Annotated in this window: 20 protein-coding genes, 1 pseudogene and 1 riboswitch; of the genes and pseudogenes, 2 read left to right on the plus strand and 19 right to left on the minus strand. The window is 52.9% G+C overall.

Annotated features, from left to right (window positions below; all coding sequences use genetic code 11):
• Positions 1-119 precede the first annotated feature (119 nt).
• On the minus strand, positions 120-944 hold the full coding sequence (locus tag AC4ED1_RS11705) for a DUF92 domain-containing protein (RefSeq protein WP_490938779.1): 825 nt from the start codon (positions 942-944) through the stop codon (positions 120-122).
• A 102-nt stretch (positions 945-1,046) separates the two neighbouring features.
• Here AC4ED1_RS11705 and AC4ED1_RS11710 point away from each other — a divergent pair, with 102 nt between their 5' ends.
• On the plus strand, positions 1,047-1,211 hold the full coding sequence (locus tag AC4ED1_RS11710) for a hypothetical protein (protein WP_490938781.1): 165 nt from the start codon (positions 1,047-1,049) through the stop codon (positions 1,209-1,211).
• A gap of 65 nt (positions 1,212-1,276) precedes the next feature.
• Here AC4ED1_RS11710 and AC4ED1_RS11715 read toward each other — a convergent pair whose 3' ends face one another.
• The 10 genes and pseudogenes from AC4ED1_RS11715 to AC4ED1_RS11760 all read right to left on the minus strand — a co-directional run bounded on the left by AC4ED1_RS11715 (position 1,277) and on the right by AC4ED1_RS11760 (position 9,362).
• The gene (locus AC4ED1_RS11715) at positions 1,277-1,990 is read right to left on the minus strand and encodes an SIR2 family NAD-dependent protein deacylase (RefSeq protein WP_490938783.1); all 714 of its coding nucleotides are present in this window, start codon (positions 1,988-1,990) and stop codon (positions 1,277-1,279) included.
• A 110-nt stretch (positions 1,991-2,100) separates the two neighbouring features.
• Complete coding sequence (locus AC4ED1_RS11720) at positions 2,101-2,286, minus strand: YbdD/YjiX family protein (protein WP_490938944.1); 186 nt, start codon at positions 2,284-2,286, stop codon at positions 2,101-2,103.
• Positions 2,287-2,301: 15 nt separating this feature from the next.
• Positions 2,302-4,374: a carbon starvation CstA family protein gene (locus AC4ED1_RS11725; protein ID WP_490938785.1), complete on the minus strand. Its 2,073-nt coding sequence runs from the start codon at positions 4,372-4,374 to the stop codon at positions 2,302-2,304.
• A 136-nt stretch (positions 4,375-4,510) separates the two neighbouring features.
• A complete protein-coding gene (locus AC4ED1_RS11730) occupies positions 4,511-5,158 on the minus strand; it encodes an MBL fold metallo-hydrolase (protein ID WP_490938787.1) in 648 nt (215 codons plus the stop codon).
• A gap of 13 nt (positions 5,159-5,171) precedes the next feature.
• A complete protein-coding gene (locus AC4ED1_RS11735) occupies positions 5,172-5,963 on the minus strand; it encodes a thiazole synthase (RefSeq protein ID WP_490938789.1) in 792 nt (263 codons plus the stop codon).
• A 16-nt stretch (positions 5,964-5,979) separates the two neighbouring features.
• Positions 5,980-6,180, minus strand: a complete 201-nt coding sequence (gene thiS, locus AC4ED1_RS11740; protein WP_490938791.1) for a sulfur carrier protein ThiS — start codon at positions 6,178-6,180, stop codon at positions 5,980-5,982.
• Positions 6,164-6,820: a thiamine phosphate synthase gene (gene thiE, locus AC4ED1_RS11745; RefSeq protein WP_490938793.1), complete on the minus strand. Its 657-nt coding sequence runs from the start codon at positions 6,818-6,820 to the stop codon at positions 6,164-6,166. Before thiE ends, thiS begins: the two co-directional genes overlap by 17 nt.
• A gap of 95 nt (positions 6,821-6,915) precedes the next feature.
• Positions 6,916-7,018, minus strand: a riboswitch (TPP riboswitch).
• 7 nt (positions 7,019-7,025) lie between these two features.
• Positions 7,026-8,403, minus strand: a pseudogene (locus AC4ED1_RS11750) (MFS transporter).
• A gap of 207 nt (positions 8,404-8,610) precedes the next feature.
• Entirely contained in the window at positions 8,611-9,042 is a 432-nt protein-coding gene (locus tag AC4ED1_RS11755) for a CoA-binding protein (protein ID WP_490938795.1), read from the minus strand.
• A gap of 137 nt (positions 9,043-9,179) precedes the next feature.
• A complete protein-coding gene (locus AC4ED1_RS11760; RefSeq protein WP_490938951.1) occupies positions 9,180-9,362 on the minus strand; it encodes a hypothetical protein in 183 nt (60 codons plus the stop codon).
• A gap of 89 nt (positions 9,363-9,451) precedes the next feature.
• On the opposite strand from AC4ED1_RS11760, the gene AC4ED1_RS11765 reads away from it, so the two are divergent.
• The gene (locus tag AC4ED1_RS11765) at positions 9,452-10,033 is read left to right on the plus strand and encodes a YhcN/YlaJ family sporulation lipoprotein (RefSeq protein ID WP_490938797.1); all 582 of its coding nucleotides are present in this window, start codon (positions 9,452-9,454) and stop codon (positions 10,031-10,033) included.
• A 56-nt stretch (positions 10,034-10,089) separates the two neighbouring features.
• On the opposite strand, the gene AC4ED1_RS11770 is transcribed toward AC4ED1_RS11765, so the two are convergent.
• The 8 genes from AC4ED1_RS11770 to AC4ED1_RS11805 all read right to left on the minus strand — a co-directional run bounded on the left by AC4ED1_RS11770 (position 10,090) and on the right by AC4ED1_RS11805 (position 17,813).
• Entirely contained in the window at positions 10,090-11,862 is a 1,773-nt protein-coding gene (locus AC4ED1_RS11770) for an ATP-binding protein (RefSeq protein WP_490938799.1), read from the minus strand.
• On the minus strand, positions 11,859-12,569 hold the full coding sequence (locus AC4ED1_RS11775; RefSeq protein WP_490938801.1) for a response regulator transcription factor: 711 nt from the start codon (positions 12,567-12,569) through the stop codon (positions 11,859-11,861). Before AC4ED1_RS11775 ends, AC4ED1_RS11770 begins: the two co-directional genes overlap by 4 nt.
• A gap of 71 nt (positions 12,570-12,640) precedes the next feature.
• The gene (gene ccsB / locus AC4ED1_RS11780; RefSeq protein WP_490938803.1) at positions 12,641-13,837 is read right to left on the minus strand and encodes a c-type cytochrome biogenesis protein CcsB; all 1,197 of its coding nucleotides are present in this window, start codon (positions 13,835-13,837) and stop codon (positions 12,641-12,643) included.
• Positions 13,837-15,240 carry a cytochrome c biogenesis protein ResB gene (gene resB / locus AC4ED1_RS11785; protein WP_490938805.1) on the minus strand — a complete coding sequence of 468 codons (1,404 nt, stop codon included), beginning with the start codon at positions 15,238-15,240 and terminating at the stop codon, positions 13,837-13,839. The genes ccsB and resB overlap by 1 nt, the downstream gene beginning before the upstream one ends.
• A gap of 14 nt (positions 15,241-15,254) precedes the next feature.
• Positions 15,255-15,794, minus strand: coding sequence for a thiol-disulfide oxidoreductase ResA (gene resA / locus AC4ED1_RS11790; RefSeq protein WP_490938807.1), 540 nt, complete (start codon positions 15,792-15,794; stop codon positions 15,255-15,257).
• Between the two features lie 131 nt (positions 15,795-15,925).
• On the minus strand, positions 15,926-16,648 hold the full coding sequence (locus AC4ED1_RS11795) for a pseudouridine synthase (RefSeq protein WP_490938809.1): 723 nt from the start codon (positions 16,646-16,648) through the stop codon (positions 15,926-15,928).
• Positions 16,649-16,683: 35 nt separating this feature from the next.
• Complete coding sequence (locus tag AC4ED1_RS11800) at positions 16,684-17,220, minus strand: spore maturation protein (protein WP_490938945.1); 537 nt, start codon at positions 17,218-17,220, stop codon at positions 16,684-16,686.
• A complete protein-coding gene (locus tag AC4ED1_RS11805; protein WP_490938810.1) occupies positions 17,217-17,813 on the minus strand; it encodes a nucleoside recognition domain-containing protein in 597 nt (198 codons plus the stop codon). Before AC4ED1_RS11805 ends, AC4ED1_RS11800 begins: the two co-directional genes overlap by 4 nt.
• Positions 17,814-17,823: the final 10 nt, after the last annotated feature.

The raw sequence follows: 17,823 nt of genomic DNA on the forward strand, positions 1-17,823 counted from the left end.
GGGAGCCAGTCAATCTTACGACTGATTTTATTATAATTGAACTGGCGCAGGAATCCATTAGTGAAAAGGTGGCGCATTTGCCCGAAAATACCAATTTCACATAAGACATATTCTGTCAACTATCCCCACCATGCGGCAACCGCTCCGCCGATGACGGAACTAAACAAATTGACCCTGTCATTGTTAAAAAACCGCAATCCCCGGACAAAACCCGCAGGCCGGTTGCAATGAATCCTCCGTTCCACCTCTCTGCCGCAGCAGGAGCAACGATACATCGCTTGCACACTTGCGCCGAGAACCGAATCCGCCAACGAGCCTGCCGTCCCGGCTGCCGTCGCCGTCAACAGCAACGGCATCAGATTCACTGTCGAGCCAACCGGTACCCGGTTCCCGATTTGATCAGGAAAAAGTGCTAGCAACAGCCAAGCGGCAATTCCGATGAACAGTCCGCCGGCAACCGATGCGATTAACCCCGGAGCGGATACGCCTCCCGACGTTCCGGCAGGAACAATTCTGCCGGTCAGGATGGAACGGGGAGACGACCCGCTCAAGCTGCCGATTTCTGTCGCCCACGTGTCGGCATTTACCGTGGCCATCACCCCGATGAAAGCGTTCCACCAAACCGGATTCGGCCAAAAATAATTCGCAACGCACAACAAAACTCCCAATCCGCCGTTGGCAAACACCTGGCTCGCATCCCGCCTTCCCGTTTTTTCGTACACCGTTTCCAGTTTTTCTTTCACTTTTTGCTTCCATTTCGACAAAAAAGACGAAGAAACGAAAAAGGCGATCAAAGTGCCGAACCACGCGGCGCTCCCCAAAGCGTACAGCACGGTTCCCAACAAGACGGCGGCAAGCATGCCCGACAATGACAACGACCGCTTCCGGTATGCGATTCCCGCAATCATTACACTGCCGATCATTCCGGCTATCCAATCCATCATTTTTCCCCATCTTTCATGGCGATTTTGTGACAAATGTTGCATAGTCACAAAAATTCGTGGTACTATGTAAGATAGAACTTGGCTCGACTAGGAGGAGATTCCGTGTTTCGCTATTATTTGGGTATTGCAATCATGTGTGCAATTTTTGCTGTGTTCGCTTTGCTTCTTTCACACAACCCCGCTGGGCTTGCCGCTGTGTTTGTCGGAATTGCGGGCGCGTTTCTTTCCATCGCATTTATCACTGCCGGTCCGGAATCCCGTTGGTGAGAAATTACATATGCCACGGCCGGACGGCAACGCCTTTGACCATCGTGGAATGGTTGAAGGCTTTTTTACGTTTTGTTGCGCGTTTTCCAAGCGCCAGCCTGTTGCGGCAAAATCGCCGGCAAAATCTTCTCCGCCGCCCGGTTGATGCGGATTACCGGGACGCCATTTCTGAAAGCGATCTTAGGAAGTTGCCGACAGGGCGCCATCTCCAGACGGGTTCCCACAATCAGCAGCAAATCGGCCTTGCCGACCCAATCCACCGCTGTTCCATAATGATATACTTCTTCGCCTACCAATACAATATTGGGTTTTAAAAGATGATTGCAGGACGGACAAGCTGGGATTTCTGCCTGAAACGCCATATCGGACGGGAAAATCGCCTCACACCGACGGCAAGTGAGTTCCAGCAAGTTTCCGTGCAGCTCGAGCACATGCGGGCTCCCGGCACGGGTATGCAGACCATCGATGTTTTGCGTTATGATTGGCATACCGTTTTCCGCAAGGGCGATATGCGCCGGATTCGGTTTGGCGGTTTGCCAATGCCGGAGAATATGGCGGTAATATTGGTAAAATCTTGCGGTCTCGCTAACGAACATCTCGCGGGTAAAAAAATCCCGCAATTCGATCCCCTTCCATTCGGCCGAAACTGTGGGCAGTCCGCTTGCCACCGAAATGCCGGCTCCCGTAATCGCCACCGGATGGATCGCCTTTGCCGCCCACCGTTTCCACTTCCCGACCAGTTGCTCGTCGATCTGTTTCGCGGCTTTCGGTATGCACATTTTCCCCACCCCCTGTTTTAGTTGTGTTCCCGGGACAGGTTCCTGATGCACGTAAAAAAACCACCTCAAGCCGCCCGCGGAACGCGGGAAGCTTGAGGTAGCCCACACGGTTAACAGCAGCGGGTTACCGATCCGCTTTCATACCGATTTTTCAATGCATACATGTAGAACTCTTTTTCCGACATGGGAGGCTGGTCCGGATGGGTGGACTCGTGATGCTTCAGATATTTTTCGTAATCCGGGATGCCGAAAATCGTCTTTACGTTTGACCGGGCCTGGCTGATCCACCCCAACATTTGTTTCACGACCGATCACGCTCCCGTTGTACTCGGATATTTCGATTGAACGAACGGCGTTTCCTTCAATTCATATTTTTGCTTGCGGACCAGAATGTTGAACCATGTCCACAGCGCGTTCAGAATCAGGAGGACCACAACCCCGATAAAGATCGCGGTAACAGCTGCATCCAAACGGTCATTGAAAACGATCTGATGCATGACATCCATATTCTTCGCCGGGGCCATCACCTGACCTTTATCGATGCCAGCTTGATATTTGTTGGCATGCGCGAAGAATCCGATCGCCGGGTCGGAAGAGAACAGTTTCATGAAGGCTGCTCCCAAGGTTGTCACACACAACCAGACGAACGGAACGATTGTCACCCAAGCGTAACGGGCTTTGCCCATTTTGATGATAATGGTGGTTGCCACCGCAAGGGCGATCCCCGCCAGCATCTGGTTAGAAATCCCGAACAGCGCCCACAGGGAGTTGATGCCGCCAAACGGGTCAACGGCGCCCTGATAGAGGAAATATCCCCAACCGAGCGTAATCAACGCCGATGCAATGACGTTATACGCAAATACATCGGTACGGGCAAACGGTTTGTAGAAGTTGCCGATGATGTCCTGGATCATGAAACGTCCGATCCGGGTTCCCGCGTCAATCGTTGTGAGAATAAAGACCGCTTCAAACAAAATCGCGAAATGATACCAGAACGCCTTTGCTCCGGCAAGGAACTGGGAGAAAATCTCCGCCATCCCAACGGCCAAAGTCGGAGCTCCACCCGTGCGGGACAGGATCGTTTTCTCGCCAATTTCTTTCGCGGCGTTGGTAATTTGTTCGGGAGTCACCTGGAATCCCCAGGCGGAGATTTTCGCAGCGGCTGCCGCCGCATCCGCCCCGATCACAGCCGCCGGTGAGTTCATCGCGAAGTAAAGTCCCGGCTCCAGCGCACAAGCGGCAATCAAGGCCATTACCGCCACGCCCGATTCCATCAGCATGCCGCCGTAACCGATCATCCGGGAATGGGATTCCTTTTCCAGCATCTTCGGTGTTGTGCCGGAGGAAACCAGCGAATGGAACCCCGACACCGCACCGCACGCGATCGTAATAAACAGGAACGGGAACAAGGGACCCGCAAATACCGGACCGCTTCCATCCACGAATCTGCTGATGGCAGGCATTTTCAAATCGGGCAGCACAAGCAGAATGCCGATAGCCAACAGGAAAATGGTTCCAATCTTAAGGAACGAACTCAGGTAATCGCGTGGCGCCAGCAACAACCAAACCGGCAAGATCGATGCGATAAAGCCGTAAATGGCGATCATGATCGCCAGCTGGTCGGCCCGGAAGGTAAACATTTTCGACAACGCCGGGTCTGCAGCGACATACTGGCCGGCCCACAGAGACAAAATCAGCAGCACAAATCCGATAACGGAACCTTCGAAAACGCGTCCCGGACGGATAAACCGCATGTAAATCCCCATAAAGATGGCAATCGGAATCGTCATTGCAATCGTAAACACGCCCCACGGAGATTCCGCAAGCGCTTTCACAACCACCAAACCCAGCACGGCAATCAAGATGATCATAATCGCAAGAATCCCAAACGACGCGATCATTCCGCCAAACGGGCCGACTTCTTCTTTTGCCATTTGCCCGAGCGATTTGCCGTTTCGGCGCATCGACGCCATCAAAATCACGGAGTCTTGCACGGCTCCCGCAAGAACGACGCCGACAATAATCCAAAGCGCCCCCGGCAGATATCCCATCTGGGCCGCCAGAATTGGGCCGACCAACGGACCCGCTCCTGCAATTGCGGCAAAGTGATGCCCGAATAACACCCATTTTTGCGTCGGAACGTAGTCCTTCCCGTCGTTGTTGATTTCAGCCGGGGTCGCGCGGTTGTCATTCACTTCGTAAATTTTTCTGGCGATAAATTTACTATAAAATCGATATGCAACCGCATACGAGCTGACAGCGGCAACAACCAGCCAGGCGGCTGAAATTGTTTCCCCTCTCGACAGTGCCAGCAGTCCGAACGCCGCGGCGCCAAGGACCGAAATCGCGGTCCAGAGCAGAATGGAAAGCACTCCTTTTTTCACAAAGACCCCCCTCTGTAAATTTTAATAATTTTAAGTTAATAATCTAATTATATCTCCCCCTTTGGCAACAAATCAATCCTCCACACATATTCCATTATCGGAAAACAGGATGGTGGTGCAACCCATTTACATCCTCCTATTTCCCGTTATGGACATAATCATCCCGGACAAACGGGTTGTAGTTTCGTTCCCGTCCGATGGTCGTCTCCGGCCCGTGGCCGGGATACACGATCGTATTTGGTGGAAGCGTGTAGAGTTTGGTTTTGATGCTTGTCGCCAGCGTGTCAAAATCCCCACCGGGCAAATCCGTTCTCCCGACGCTTCCGTAAAACAGCGTATCGCCTGCAAACACTTGATTCTCCAAAATGTAGGCGACCGATCCGGGGGAATGTCCCGGCACGAAAACCACCGACAACTCGCGATCCGCAAACGGGATTTTATCGCCCTCCGCGACAAACCGGTCCGCTGCGGGACCGGTAATCAACCCTCCTAGTTGCGGCCATCTGCCCGATCCGTTCAACATGGGATCGGTCAGCCAGTTTTTTTCGTTTTCGTGGATGAGAATCGGGGCTCCAGTCAATTCTTTGAGTTTTCCAAGCCCTCCGATATGGTCCAAATGAGCGTGGGTCAACAAAATATGCGTCACCTGATAACCGTCGATCGCATCCAGCACAATGTCCGGGTTATACCCCGGATCAATGACAATGGCAGTGCGTGTACCCTCATCCGTAAGAACGTAACAGTTCGTTTGAAACGCACCAAGCGCGAACCCCTGAATGTGCATGCCGGTCTCCTCCCTATTCGATCATGCCTTCAAGCGGAGAGGACGCGCTTGCGTACCGTTTTTTCGGAATTCTGCCGGCAAGATAACCCTTGCGTCCCGCTTCCACCGCCAGTTTCATCGCCTCCGCCATCAACACCGGATCTTTCGCGCCGGCCACAGCGGTGTTGAGCAGCACACCGTCCGCACCCAGTTCCATCGCCAGGGCCGCATCCGCCGGAGAGCCGACTCCCGCATCAATGATGACCGGAACTTTTGCTTCTTCAATGATGAATTTGAGATAATGCGGGTTCACGATTCCCAGTCCGGAACCGATCGGGGAAGCGCCCGGCATCACGGCGTGCGCACCCGCATCCTGCAAGCGGCGGGCAAGAATCGGGTCATCTGAAGTGTAGGTCAGAACCGTAAACCCCTCCTCGACAAGAATCCGGGTCGCTTTTAGCGTTTCGATCGGATCGGGCAAAAGGGTTTTCGGATCGCCGATCACTTCGACTTTGATCATGTCACACAGTCCCGACGCTTGGGCGAGACGCGCAATGCGAACCGCTTCTTCCGCCGTGGTGGCACCGGCGGTGTTCGGCAGCAGGGTGAATTTTTTTAGATCCAGACGTTCCAGGAAATTCGGCGCATCCGGATTCTCAAGATTCAGCCGCCGGACGGCAAATGTCAGCACCTCGGCACCGGACGCGTCGACCGCCCGTTGCTGTATGTCCAAATCGGGGAACTTGCCCGTGCCAAGAAACAGCCGGGAGCTAAAAACGTGGTTGCCAATCCGCAATTCATCCGTTTGCATGGTTTGTATTGCCATTTGGTATCCTCCTTAATCAACCGCCACCAACAAAGTGGACGATCTCGATTTTGTCTCCGGGTGCCACTTTGGTTGCCCCGTACTTTTCCCGCGGCACAATCTCCAGATTGTGCTCGATCACGATAATCTTGTCGCTGAGACCGTAATGGTTAACCACATCGGCAAGCGTTTTGGCACCGGGAATATTTTTGACCTGACCGTTAATCGTAAGTTCCATGCCGTTTCCCGTCCTCCCCCCGAACGCGATCGATTGCTGACCGCATGGCAAACGCCGCTCCGTACACGTCATCAGCTCCTATGATCGCGCTGATCACAGCGACTCCGTTTGCGCCGGCGCGGATAATTTCGCCCACATCTTCCCGTTTGATTCCGCCGATCGCTACAATCGGAATCGATACGTGGCGGCGGACCTCCCGCACCCCTTCCACACCGATAGCCGCTTTTGCATCGGGTTTGGTTTCGGTCGGATTGACAGGTCCCAATCCGATGTAATCGGCGCCCGCCCGTTCTGCTGCCACCGCTTCCCGCGGATTGTGCGTCGAGATGCCGACGATCTTGTCGGGTCCGAGCAACTCTCTTGCGGTTCCGATCGGCAGATCGTCCTGGCCGAGATGCACGCCATCCGCATTGGAAGCAAGCGCAATATCCAACCTGTCATTGACAATAAACGGGATCCCTTTCTCTCTCGTCAGCCTCCGCAAAACGGTTGCCATTTCCAACAAAGCCCTGCCCGACAAGTCTTTTTCCCGCAATTGAACGCAGTCCGCTCCGCCGCGAATGGCTTCGTTGATCACGTCTTCCAGGCGCCGCCCTTTTAAAAAAGCGGAACCGGTTATCACATACAATCTGCTGTCCATACAAATTCACACTTCTCTTTCCGCGTCAGATAGCAAAAAAACCGCTTCCTTACTACGGGAAGGCGGCAAATGACGCAAGAATGACGCAATTTATGCAGTGTCGTCACCCACTTCCCTACGCTAGCATTATCTAGTGCCAGGTTCCAAGGGTTGAGGAAATCCTCTCTCAGCCGACAAGCAGCACCCCTAGTGGAGATATATCGATTCAAAAGTAACATATTTCAGCAAGAAAAGAAAGGGGGATAAAGAAAAGGCAAAGATGTCCTCCCATCTGCCCGGCACAAGTGTACGAAAGATTGATCGTGTTTCTACTGGACAGTTTTTCCCTTTTTTCTGTCCAAGGTCCAACAAAGGGTGTCAACAGAGCACCAAGCAGGACAAACAGCAAGCCGTACAGAAACACGTTGTGCAATGTATCCACCAAAGCCGTCTTCAAAACCGGAAGCAGCAGTTGTTGGACAGCGGATGGTATTTTTTGCAATGTTTCCGGGCTTAATAAGATCGAATACAAGCCTTGGAGATTGCTTCTGATCATCGATGCAAACTGTTCCGCCATCCCGTGCGACTGGGGAGGCAGTTTTTCCAGCATCGGCACCAGCTGTTCGGTCAACAAACTGGTTGAACGATAATTCATAACAGCCCCCAAAATCGTCATCCCGAATGTTCCTCCGATTTGCCGAAAAAATTGGCTGGAGGAAGTGACCACCCCCAGTTCTGACCTGGGAAACGCTTCTTGCAGAGCGAGGGTTAGGATCGGCATCATCAGACCAAAATTCCCACCCCAAGCACCATCATATAACTCATGGCGACCCATTTTGAAGTCAGGATTCCCATTGTCGACAAGAGCCAAAATCCCACAGCCATTGTGATCATCCCGATCATAATTTGGGTACGGATGCCAATTTTTCTTACCGATCGACCGCCAAGAATACTTGCCGCTATCATGGTGAGCATCATGGGCATCATGACGGTTCCGGAGGCGGAAGGACTAATTCTAATAATTCCTTGCATAAACAGGGGGACAAACATAATGGCTCCGAACATCCCGACAGACATCAGGAAGCCGATCCCGTTCAAAACGGAGAAGGGTTTATGTTCAAACAAGTACATCGGTAAAATGGGTTCACGTGTTTTCGACTCGATGACCGCAAACAGAGCGAGAAACACCGCTGACCCAAGAAACAGACTGAGGATTTGCCACGATGTCCAGGGGTAATCTTTGCCCCAAAACGTTAACGCAAGCAGCAAGCTGACCACGCCGCCAATCATCGTAATAATCCCGCCAATGTCAATTGCAACCGGTCGATCAGCATGATGCCCCTTAAGCCCCATGCTGATCAGGACAGTTGCCAAAATGCCAACCGGAAGATTTATGTAGAAAACCTAAAAATTGTAAGCTCCGCAACATACACCACTTTCCGACCGATCAGGTCGGCAAGTTTGCCGGCAACCGGGACAACTGCTGTAGAACTTAACATATACGCCGTCGTTAACCAGGTCATCATGTCTAATCCGCCAAGTTCTCCGACAATCTTAGGCATTGCAGTGCCGACGATTGTATTGTCCAGAGATGCAAAAAGCATGGCTACAATCAGTCCGGCGATCAGGAGCGGTCTGCATGGGTTTGCTCCTTTTCGGCTGGTAGCGTGGCTGCCCGATCCGGATTCATGAAATCAGTTCCTCCCCTGTATCCTATTTTTCTGAAACAGCGGATGGTCGTTCTCCCATCCTTAATGATAATTTGCCCCATATCGGCAATCCAATTCCAAATCAGGAGAGGAAAGCTATTTTTAAAGCGCCTCTTGGTCGAGCAAGCGGCGATGTTCGATTTTCATACAAGCGTCCTGGATGGCCATCATCCCCGCTTCCTCAACCCGCTGGCACTGCTCGTCGTTGACGATGCCCAGCTGGATCCAGACCGCTTTCGGCTTGTGCTTCATTTGCATCACCTGATCGACGACTTCCGGAATTTGCTCGCTTCGACGGAATACGTCAACAATATCGACGGGGCCTTCGACATCCAACAGCGTCGGGTAGGCCTTCCGTCCCAATACGGTCGTCAGTTTGGGATTGATCGGAACGATTTCATATCCCTGTGACTGCAAATACTGGGCCACTTGATTGCTCGCTTTGGCCGGATCGTCCGACAGGCCAAACACGGCAATCGTCTTGGATTCACGCAGCAATTTCGCAATTTTTTGATCATCCGGATTTTTGTGCATAGTCAATTCCTCCTAACATCTCTACTCCAGTGCTTCAATCTGGAGCATGGAATTTTTTGTTGAATTTTCGACCGGGGCAACCGACAATTTCCATCATTTTTCGGAATTTTGCCAATTGTTCCACGTGAAAAAGCCAGTCACCACAGGTATTTCACGCCGTAGCGCCCGGATTTCGTTTGATAAATGCCGACAAATCGGGGAGACCTGGCCGGATTGGTCCACCAGTCGTCCCGAATTCTCGCCGCCAGACAACCCGCCTGAAATTTGCTGTCAAACAGTTTCCCGTAATACACCCAAGACATTCCCGTCACCTCTGCCATCTATACTACCCCATATTCAACCAAAATTTCCGTGAGATCCCTTACGAATATTTTGAGGTGCAGGCAATACTACGCCTGAGGTGATTGGTATGAATGATAAAAAATGGGCGGCAGCCATTCTCGCTTTCTGTGCTTTTCTAACCGTTGCGGGGTGTCGTCCGGTAGCCCAGGCGCCAAAATACGGACCGACCGCCGACGGTATGAACCGGCCCAGCCAGGAGCGCACCCCTCCGGGGGAGGAACACCCGTCCGCCAAAGAAGCACCCGAAAAACCGGGCAACCCGGATCAACAAAAAAACATACGAGCGAACCAGCAGGCCGAACGGCCGCAAACGTATGGCAATCCGTCCCAACAAGCGGACCATATCGCACAAATTCTTACGGGGATTCCCGGTGTCGAGCGGGCTTACGTGTTGTTGATCGGCCGCCTTTCCCTGGTTGGTGTCGACTTGAAATCGGACATCAGCGGTTCCAAAATCGATTCGGTCAAATATTCTGTAAAAGAAGCGGCCGAGCGAACGGGACCGGGTTACAAGGCTATCGTCACGGCGGATTTGGACACCGTGACGAGAATCCGCAAACTGGCGGAAGGTGTTCGCGCCGGACGGCCCGTCTCCTCCTTTTCTGACGAAATCGCTGATATCTTAAGCCGCCTGTTTCCGGAAACGTAATCGCTATCCCGGTTATCCCGCAAAAAACACCTGCGAAGTAAAACCCCCTGCTTCTTTTAGTGCAGGGGGGCGGTTTGCTGCAAGAGGGGAAGCATTACGGTAAACGTCGTTCCTTTTCCGACGGTGCTGGAAACCACTATATCACCATGATGTTTGGCCACGATATTTTTTGCGATCGACAATCCCAATCCGGTGCCGCCTTTCGATCGGGTCCGCGCTTTGTCCACTTTGTAGAAACGTTCAAAGATGAAAGGCAAATCCTCTTCCGGGATTCCCTCCCCTGTATCAGAGACCGATACCTGAACATAAGAGCCGAGTTTCCGCATCGAAAGCGTCACGGTTCCGCCGGCTGGGGTATGGCGCATCGCATTGTCGATCAGGTTCGTGAACACCTGTTCCAACCGGTCGGAGTCTCCCACAATCAGGCAGGGTTCTTCTTCCTTCAAATCGACACCAAGGTGAATCTGCCGTTCATGAGCGAGAGTCTGGAACTTGCGCCCGATCCATTTGACGACATTTGTCAAATCAATCTCCGAAGCGTGCAGTTCGAATTGCCCCGCTTCCAACTGGGCCAAATCGAGCAGGTCGTTGACGAGACGCTTCATCCGGTTCGTTTCATCGAGAATGATTTGCGTAAGTTCCCGCCGCTGCTCCGGATCGTCGCCAAACTCATCCAGCAGCGCTTCGCCGTAACCTTGCATCATCGCAAGCGGCGTCCGCAATTCGTGGGACACGCTGGCAACAAAATCCTTGCGCATCCGGTCAAGGGTGCGTTCCTCCGTCACATCCCGGAACACCGCGACGACGCCCCTGACCGCACCGCCGTCCGGTTCGTACAACGGGGTCATCGTCAACGCAATGTAACGCCCCTGCCAGTTAAGTTCCGCAACTTTCGTTTCCGGTTTTTCCAGCACGAGATTTTTCAAATCGTTCAATTCCTTTGGCAGGCGGTCCTCCAGCGGTTGTCCGGTCTCTTCCAACAACAAGGAGCGCAGCCACTTTCTTGCCGGCTGGTTGGCAAGCGTCACCCTGCCTTCCAAATCGGCAGACACCACGCCCGATGTCATCGAGAGCAAAATGCCAGACAACTGTTCTTTTTCCTTCGACAAATTATCGATCGTATCCGTCAAACTTTCGGCCAAGAAGTTCAGAGTATGGCCCAAACGGCCGACTTCGTCCCCGGTCACGACGTTGACTTTCCCGTGAAAGTCGCCCTTCGCCATCTGTTCGGCGACCTTTGTCATTTGGATCACCGGCCGCGAAAGATTCTTCGACACCACAAAGGACAGACCGGTAGTTAGGATAATCGCGATCCCGGCCGCAAAGAAAATCAAGTTCCGGATCTGCTCGATCGCCGTCTCAATGACAGTAACGGGCTGGTGGATCAGCAGCAAGGCGCGAATCCGGCCTTGATCCTGAATCGGATGCAGCACCCAGGCGCTGTTGGTGTCGGAACGAAAATCGCCAAACCCGGGAGTCGTCCCGCGCCGCAAAACCTGTTCGCCCGCCATCATTTTTTGCTTGATGTCCAGCGGCAACGTGTCCAGAAAATTTGAGTCCTGGTTTGAAAAAAGGGGGCCGATGATTTCCATGCGGCTGTTGGATTCATTCAACAGTTCTTCCGCGATCGTCATGGCCAATGTGGAGTCAGGCTGCCGCACCAAAATGCTGCTGATGTAGGCCGCTCTGTTGCGAAGCTCGGTTTCCTGCGCAGAATAAAAATAAGTGTCAAACAACTGCTCCAAAAAAACGGCCAGCACCGACAGGACAAAAACGACCAGAACGATGATCGTCAGCCAGAGTTTGACGACGACGCTGTTGCGAATCACTCGCGCACCTCGAATTTGTAGCCGACGCCCCAGACCGTAACGATCATATCCGCAACCTTTTCCGAATGACGTCCCAGCTTTTCCCGCAACCGTTTCACGTGGGTATCGACAGTGCGCTGGTCGCCGAAGAATTGGTAGTTCCAGACGTCGCGCAACAATTCTTCACGGGAAAACACTTTGTCCGGCCGTTGCATCAGATAACAGAGCAATTCGTATTCTTTCGGGGTCAGGGCAACCTCTTCCTCCCCGACTTGCACCTTGCGCGAGTCCATGTTGACGGTCAACCCATTGATCGAAAGAATCTGGCCAACGTCCTGGTGGACCGGATCGCTCTTCGTTTGGGTGCGCTTGAGCAAAGCTTTAACGCGCATCACAAGTTCACGCGGTGAGAAAGGTTTTACGACATAATCGTCAGCTCCCAGCTCAAACCCGTGAATACGGCTGGATTCGTCCCCGGCGGCGGTCAGCATGATCACGGGAATTTCGCTTTTTTTCCGTATTTCTTCACAAACTTTACGGCCGTCCATTCCCGGGAGCATCAAATCCAAAATGATCAGATCGTACGCATTGCTGAGCGCTTTATCCAGCGCTTCCTTTCCGTCTTCCGCCTCATCGACTTCAAACGCGTTGCGTTCAAGATACATCCGGACCAGCTTGCGAATCCGTTCCTCATCATCCACAACCAAGATACGAACAACGTTTTCCATACTTCTCCCTCCGAATCAGCCGGTTAAAATGAAAGCGTCCCGCTTCATGCGTCCGTAACCGGGCAAACCAGTTAAGCGTACGCATGAAGGCCGACAATCAGGAAATTGACTCCGACCAACAGGAACAAAATAACGACAAATCCTGCCACCGCCATCCAGGAAGCCCGCTCTCCTTCCCATCCGCGCGACAGGCGCAGATGCAGATAAGCTGTATAATAAAGCCATGTCACCAAAGCCCAGGTCTCCTTGGGGTCCCAGGACCAGTAGGAGCCCCAGGCTTCCTGCGCCCAGATCATGGCAAACACCAAAGCCCCCAGGGTGAAAATCGGATACCCGATCGCCACCGCCCGGTAAGACAGTTCATCCAGAGCAGCCGCGTCCAATCCCTGCACCCATTGGGAAACGGTTGCAACCAAAGGTTTGCGGCGGTTCAACAGACGCAGCAGCCAATACAAAATCAAAGACGCAAGCAGCGTCCACAGCAAGGTGTTAGACTTGACGGCAGCTTTGGCTCCCGTCATCCAGCTTGGAACGTTAAACAGCGGTTCCGGAATGCCAAAGAAGCTTCCGAGCGAGCCGACCTCCGTGCCAGTGGGTCCAATCAGCGGCGGCAGTTTGTAGACGAGGCCGGTGACCGGTTCCACAATGCGGTAGTTCTGAAGTTTAAAAGCTAATGAGACGGTTACGAAACCGACCATCGCAAGAAACAAAAACAGGACAAATTCCAGCGCCTTGCTCCTTCGGTCCCATCTACTCAAGTCGGTGACCACCAACAAGTGCATCAGCGCCGCCGCAAAAGCGATCGTCAGCACCCCTTCGCCAATCGCCGCCGTTGTCACATGGATATACAGCCAATAACTTTTTAAGGCCGGAATCAGTGCCATGGATACGTCCGGAAACACATTCGCGTATCCCAAAACTGCAAGCGCGGTCGGCGCGGCGAACGCACCGAGTATCGGAAATTTGTAAAATGCGCTGATCACGACAAATGCGAGCATAATGCACCAGGCCCAGAAACTCATGTACTCATACATGTTGGATGTGGGAGAATGGCCCTGGCCGATCCATCGGGTGACAAAGCCCGCCAATTGCACGATTACGGAAAAAACCGACGCGATATATCCCCAACGGGTCCAGACATTCGATGACGCTTCCCCGTTCTTGATCTTGATTTTCTTGCCCGTCACCCCGGTAATGTACAAAACCGAGGCGATCAGGTAGCCAAAGAATGCGGCCCAATAGAACCACGCGGATATTTCAAGATACATCAATCATTCCCTCCTTGCCGAATACGGATTTCCTGCTGCCAGCCGAGGGAGCGGAGAACGCGTTCCATTTCTTTCCGCATCCCGTACCAATTCTTGCTGGTATGGACTCCGATGTGCAATACGCCGTCACGGATTTGGCACCAGACGCGCCGGTGCCGGAAGTAAAACACCAGAACAAGCCCCACCAGAACCACGACGCAGCCGCCGTAAACGATCGGAATCCCGTTGTCTTTCTGTACGCGGAGTCCGGTTGTTTGAATCATTTTGCCGCCGACAAGCGACAGGTCAAAATTTGTGTTTTGCTCGATGTTCAATTGCTGCAAAACAAAGAAAAACTGCGGACCCGGCTTCTTGACATCCGGCCCTTCCACCTGAACCAAAAAAACGGGATTGTTCGGACCGGTCGATCGGGTGGCCGGCTGCCCGTTTATCATGTCAAAATCGGGAAAATAATCTAAAACGCGAACGGTGTATGGCCCGACTTTATATTCGGTTTGTACGTTGGAAACGTCTATTTGAAACGTGCCCAATGGATTGCCCGTGCTTTTTTCCGTCAGTTGGACATCGATGAGTTTGATCGAAGGCGGCAAATAATTCGCTTGGAACAACATCGTTCCTTTGTATTTCAACGGGTGGTTGACAATGATCTTCCCACGCATTACTTCCTGGCCATTGTCAATGATGACCGCCTCCGTTTCAAAATGTTTCGGCCGCCCGTCTTCGTAAAACTCCACTTTAAAATGATCGTTGCGGACCGAAAAGTCGGAACCGGGCACTTTAACCGTCTGCCCTTCCTCGATCCAGATGTTTTTCGATACGTACCATCCCGGAATCAGCCGGGACAACGCGCCAAGAATAATTATGATCAGACCAATATGCAGAATGTAGGCCCCGAACCGCGAGATTCTCATTTTTTCCGCGAAAAAAGCCGATCCTTCCCGCCGGACTTTGTATCTTCTCCTGGCCAGTTCTTCCGCCAAGCGGTCCGCGGCGGCTTTATCCGCCCCGTCTACGGCGAGATATATTCTTTTCCGCTGGACAACGGAAAGCGCCGGTTTCACTTCCTGCCGCTGCAAAGACTTGTACAGCGGAACCACCCGTTCCAGGGAACAGATCACCAATGACACGCCAAGCGCCAACAATAGCGTGACAAACCACCAGGACGTGTACATATGGGAAAAACCCAGTTTGTAGTAGATTTCCCCAAACCTGCCGTAGGTCTGCGGGTAAAAGACCGCCGGGTTCGGTGAAGAAATAAAATCCTCCTGCGGAAGCACAGTTCCGATAACGGCTGATAAAGCAATCAAAACAATGATGACAATCGCCACTTTTACGGAGGCGAAGAAATCCCATAGCCACTCAAAAACAGAACGGCGCCTTTTGTTGGCCGCCACTGGATTCATTATGCATCATTCCCTTATGGTTGTGCGAGCAACGTCTGAATTTTTTTGGATATGAACTCTTCCGTCATCTGACCTTCAAACACCTGTTGAATGACACCGTTTTTGTCGATGAAAAAAGAGGTTGGAATCGGACCGACTTTGTACAGGTTCAGCGTGACATCCCGCGCGGTATCCAAAACCATCGGAAACGTAATCCCGTACCGATCCGTAAAGCCTTTTGCCGTCACTTTGTTTTCCCCGATATTGACCCCCAGAACGACAAACCCTTTGTCTTTGAATTTGTCGTAGGCCGCCTGCAAGGCCGGCATTTCCTTGCGGCAGGGTTCGCACCACGTCCCCCAGAAGTTCAACAGCACGGCTTTTCCTTGTAAGTCGTGCAAAGACAGCCGATTCCCGTTCAGATCCGCAAGGGTGAAATCCGGTGCGGCTTGTCCGGCCGAAACTCCCGTTTTGTCGGATTTCGTAAAATTGATGAGCGCGAAAACAATGCCGACGACCGCGAGAAGCAACACTCCCACAGTAATCGACCTGCCGATTCTGCTTTGGACCGCCACGTATGGAACACCTCAGCCAAATTGTGTACTTGTTGAATGATCCGTACTTTAAATTCATTATAGCGTACCTGTCGGGTCAAGGTTGAACCGACTCGGTGAATTTTTTGTGAAAAAAGGTTCATCACAAACCGCTACTCTTTCTGTATCCCCGCAATCTGATAGAGTTTTTGAACTTCCTGTTCGGACAATGTCCGCCAAGCGCCCGGCCGCAGAGCCCCCAACGTCAGAAACGCGAGTTGCACCCTTTTCAACCGGAGAACGGGATGTCCGACCGTTTCGCACATGCGGCGGACCTGTCGGTTCCGCCCCTCATGAATGGTGATGTCAAACAGGGAAATCTGCGGCGTGCGCTTCAAAAGCTTCACTTTGGCGGGAGCTGTCACGCCGTCTTCCAACAGGACCCCTTTTTCCAAGCGTTTCAACGCTTCGTCGGAGATTTCGCCTTTAACCTCCACGCGATACCTCTTGTCCACTTCATGCCGGGGATGCATAAGGCCGTTAGCCAAAACCCCGTCGTTTGTCAGCAGCAGCAGGCCGCTCGTGTTCATGTCCAATCTGCCGACAGGAAAAACGCGCTCCTCGGCTTTCACCAGATCGATCACCGCTTTGCGTCCTTGCGGATCGGAAGCGGTGGTTACCACTCCGACCGGCTTGTGCAGCAGGATGTAAACCGGCGATTGTTTTCGGACCGGATTTCCTTCCACCAAAACGAGGTCCCGGCCGGGATCGACTTTGGTGCCGAGTTCCCGCACCACCGTCCCGTTAACTGTGACTTTCCCCGCCACGATCAATTCTTCACACTTGCGGCGCGATGCGATTCCCGCTTGTGCGAGCACCTTTTGCAAACGTTCCACGCTTTCACCGTCTTTGCCCCATGATTCACTTCTCATTATACGGCAAAAAGCCAATACACTGCCAATACCGAAAAAAACGCGGCCGCCAGATCGGACAAAAGGCCGACTTTTACCGCATATCTGGCGTTCCGGATGCCGACGGAACCAAAGTAAACGGTCAGCACGTACAGAGTCGTGTCGCTCGACCCTTGCAGAACCGATGCGATCCGGCCGAGCATAGAATCAGGCCCATAGGTCTGAAAGATATCGTTCATTACCGCCAGCGACCCCGTTCCCGATACCGGCCGCAGCAGGGCCATCGGCACGATTTCGGGCGGAATGCCGAGCCGCTCGAAGAGTGGACGCATCCAGTTCAGCATCAGATCGAGCGCTCCCGACTCACGAAACACCGATACAGCCACCATCATGGCGACCAGATGCGGAATCAGTCTGACGGCTGTGGGGAAGCCTTCCTTCGCCCCTTCGACAAACGTTTCGTAGACCGGAACCTTGCGGAAATGGCCGATGACAACGATGGCAGCGATGACAACCGGCAGTATCCATTGCGACAAGGCATTCACCCATTCCATCAGGGAGTCCTCCTCTTGCACCGGTCATAAGCGCGAAACAGCCGATCGAGTATGACGGCGACTGTGGTGCCCAGAAAAGTGGCGAGGATCGTGGCTCCGACAATTTCCGTCGGATTGGCGGACCCGTACTGCATCCGGTAGCCGATAACCGTCGCCGGAATGATGGTCAGACTGGCAGTGTTTATGGCAAGCAGCGTACACATCGCATCGCTGGCCCGGTTGGGGTCGGGATTCAATTGTTGCAGTTCCCGCATCGCTTTCAGTCCCAAAGGAGTCGCCGCGTTCCCCAACCCCAAAATGTTGGCGCTCATATTGGCCAATATGGAGCCCATTGCGGGATGGTGTTGCGGAACCGACGGAAACAACAGACGGGCCAGCGGGCGCAGGGCCTTCGCCAGCAACTGCACCAATCCGGCCTCTTCCGCAATTTTCATGAGACCCAACCAAAACACCAGAATGCTGATCAATCCGAGACAAAGCGAAACTCCGTTTTCCGCGCCTTTTAAAACTCCCCTTGTGACGCCGTCGACATTGCCTGTTGCAAAGCCGACGGCAATGCCCGTTATGAGGAGGCCCATCCAGATCCCGTTGATCATGTGCGACGCA

It is taken from the genome of Effusibacillus sp. SKA8 (genome assembly GCF_058273125.1).

Coding starts and splice junctions, on each gene's coding strand:
- AC4ED1_RS11705 (WP_490938779.1), bottom strand. CDS start 944: ATGATGGATTGGATAGCCGGAATGATCGGCAGTGTAATGATTGCGGGA.
- AC4ED1_RS11715 (WP_490938783.1), bottom strand. CDS start 1,990: ATGTGCATACCGAAAGCCGCGAAACAGATCGACGAGCAACTGGTCGGG.
- AC4ED1_RS11720 (WP_490938944.1), bottom strand. CDS start 2,286: ATGTTGGGGTGGATCAGCCAGGCCCGGTCAAACGTAAAGACGATTTTC.
- AC4ED1_RS11730 (WP_490938787.1), bottom strand. CDS start 5,158: ATGCACATTCAGGGGTTCGCGCTTGGTGCGTTTCAAACGAACTGTTAC.
- AC4ED1_RS11735 (WP_490938789.1), bottom strand. CDS start 5,963: ATGGCAATACAAACCATGCAAACGGATGAATTGCGGATTGGCAACCAC.
- thiS (WP_490938791.1), bottom strand. CDS start 6,180: ATGGAACTTACGATTAACGGTCAGGTCAAAAATATTCCCGGTGCCAAA.
- thiE (WP_490938793.1), bottom strand. CDS start 6,820: ATGGACAGCAGATTGTATGTGATAACCGGTTCCGCTTTTTTAAAAGGG.
- AC4ED1_RS11755 (WP_490938795.1), bottom strand. CDS start 9,042: ATGCACAAAAATCCGGATGATCAAAAAATTGCGAAATTGCTGCGTGAA.
- AC4ED1_RS11760 (WP_490938951.1), bottom strand. CDS start 9,362: ATGGCAGAGGTGACGGGAATGTCTTGGGTGTATTACGGGAAACTGTTT.
- AC4ED1_RS11765 (WP_490938797.1), top strand. CDS start 9,452: ATGAATGATAAAAAATGGGCGGCAGCCATTCTCGCTTTCTGTGCTTTT.
- AC4ED1_RS11775 (WP_490938801.1), bottom strand. CDS start 12,569: ATGGAAAACGTTGTTCGTATCTTGGTTGTGGATGATGAGGAACGGATT.
- ccsB (WP_490938803.1), bottom strand. CDS start 13,837: ATGTATCTTGAAATATCCGCGTGGTTCTATTGGGCCGCATTCTTTGGC.
- resB (WP_490938805.1), bottom strand. CDS start 15,240: ATGAATCCAGTGGCGGCCAACAAAAGGCGCCGTTCTGTTTTTGAGTGG.
- AC4ED1_RS11805 (WP_490938810.1), bottom strand. CDS start 17,813: ATGATCAACGGGATCTGGATGGGCCTCCTCATAACGGGCATTGCCGTC.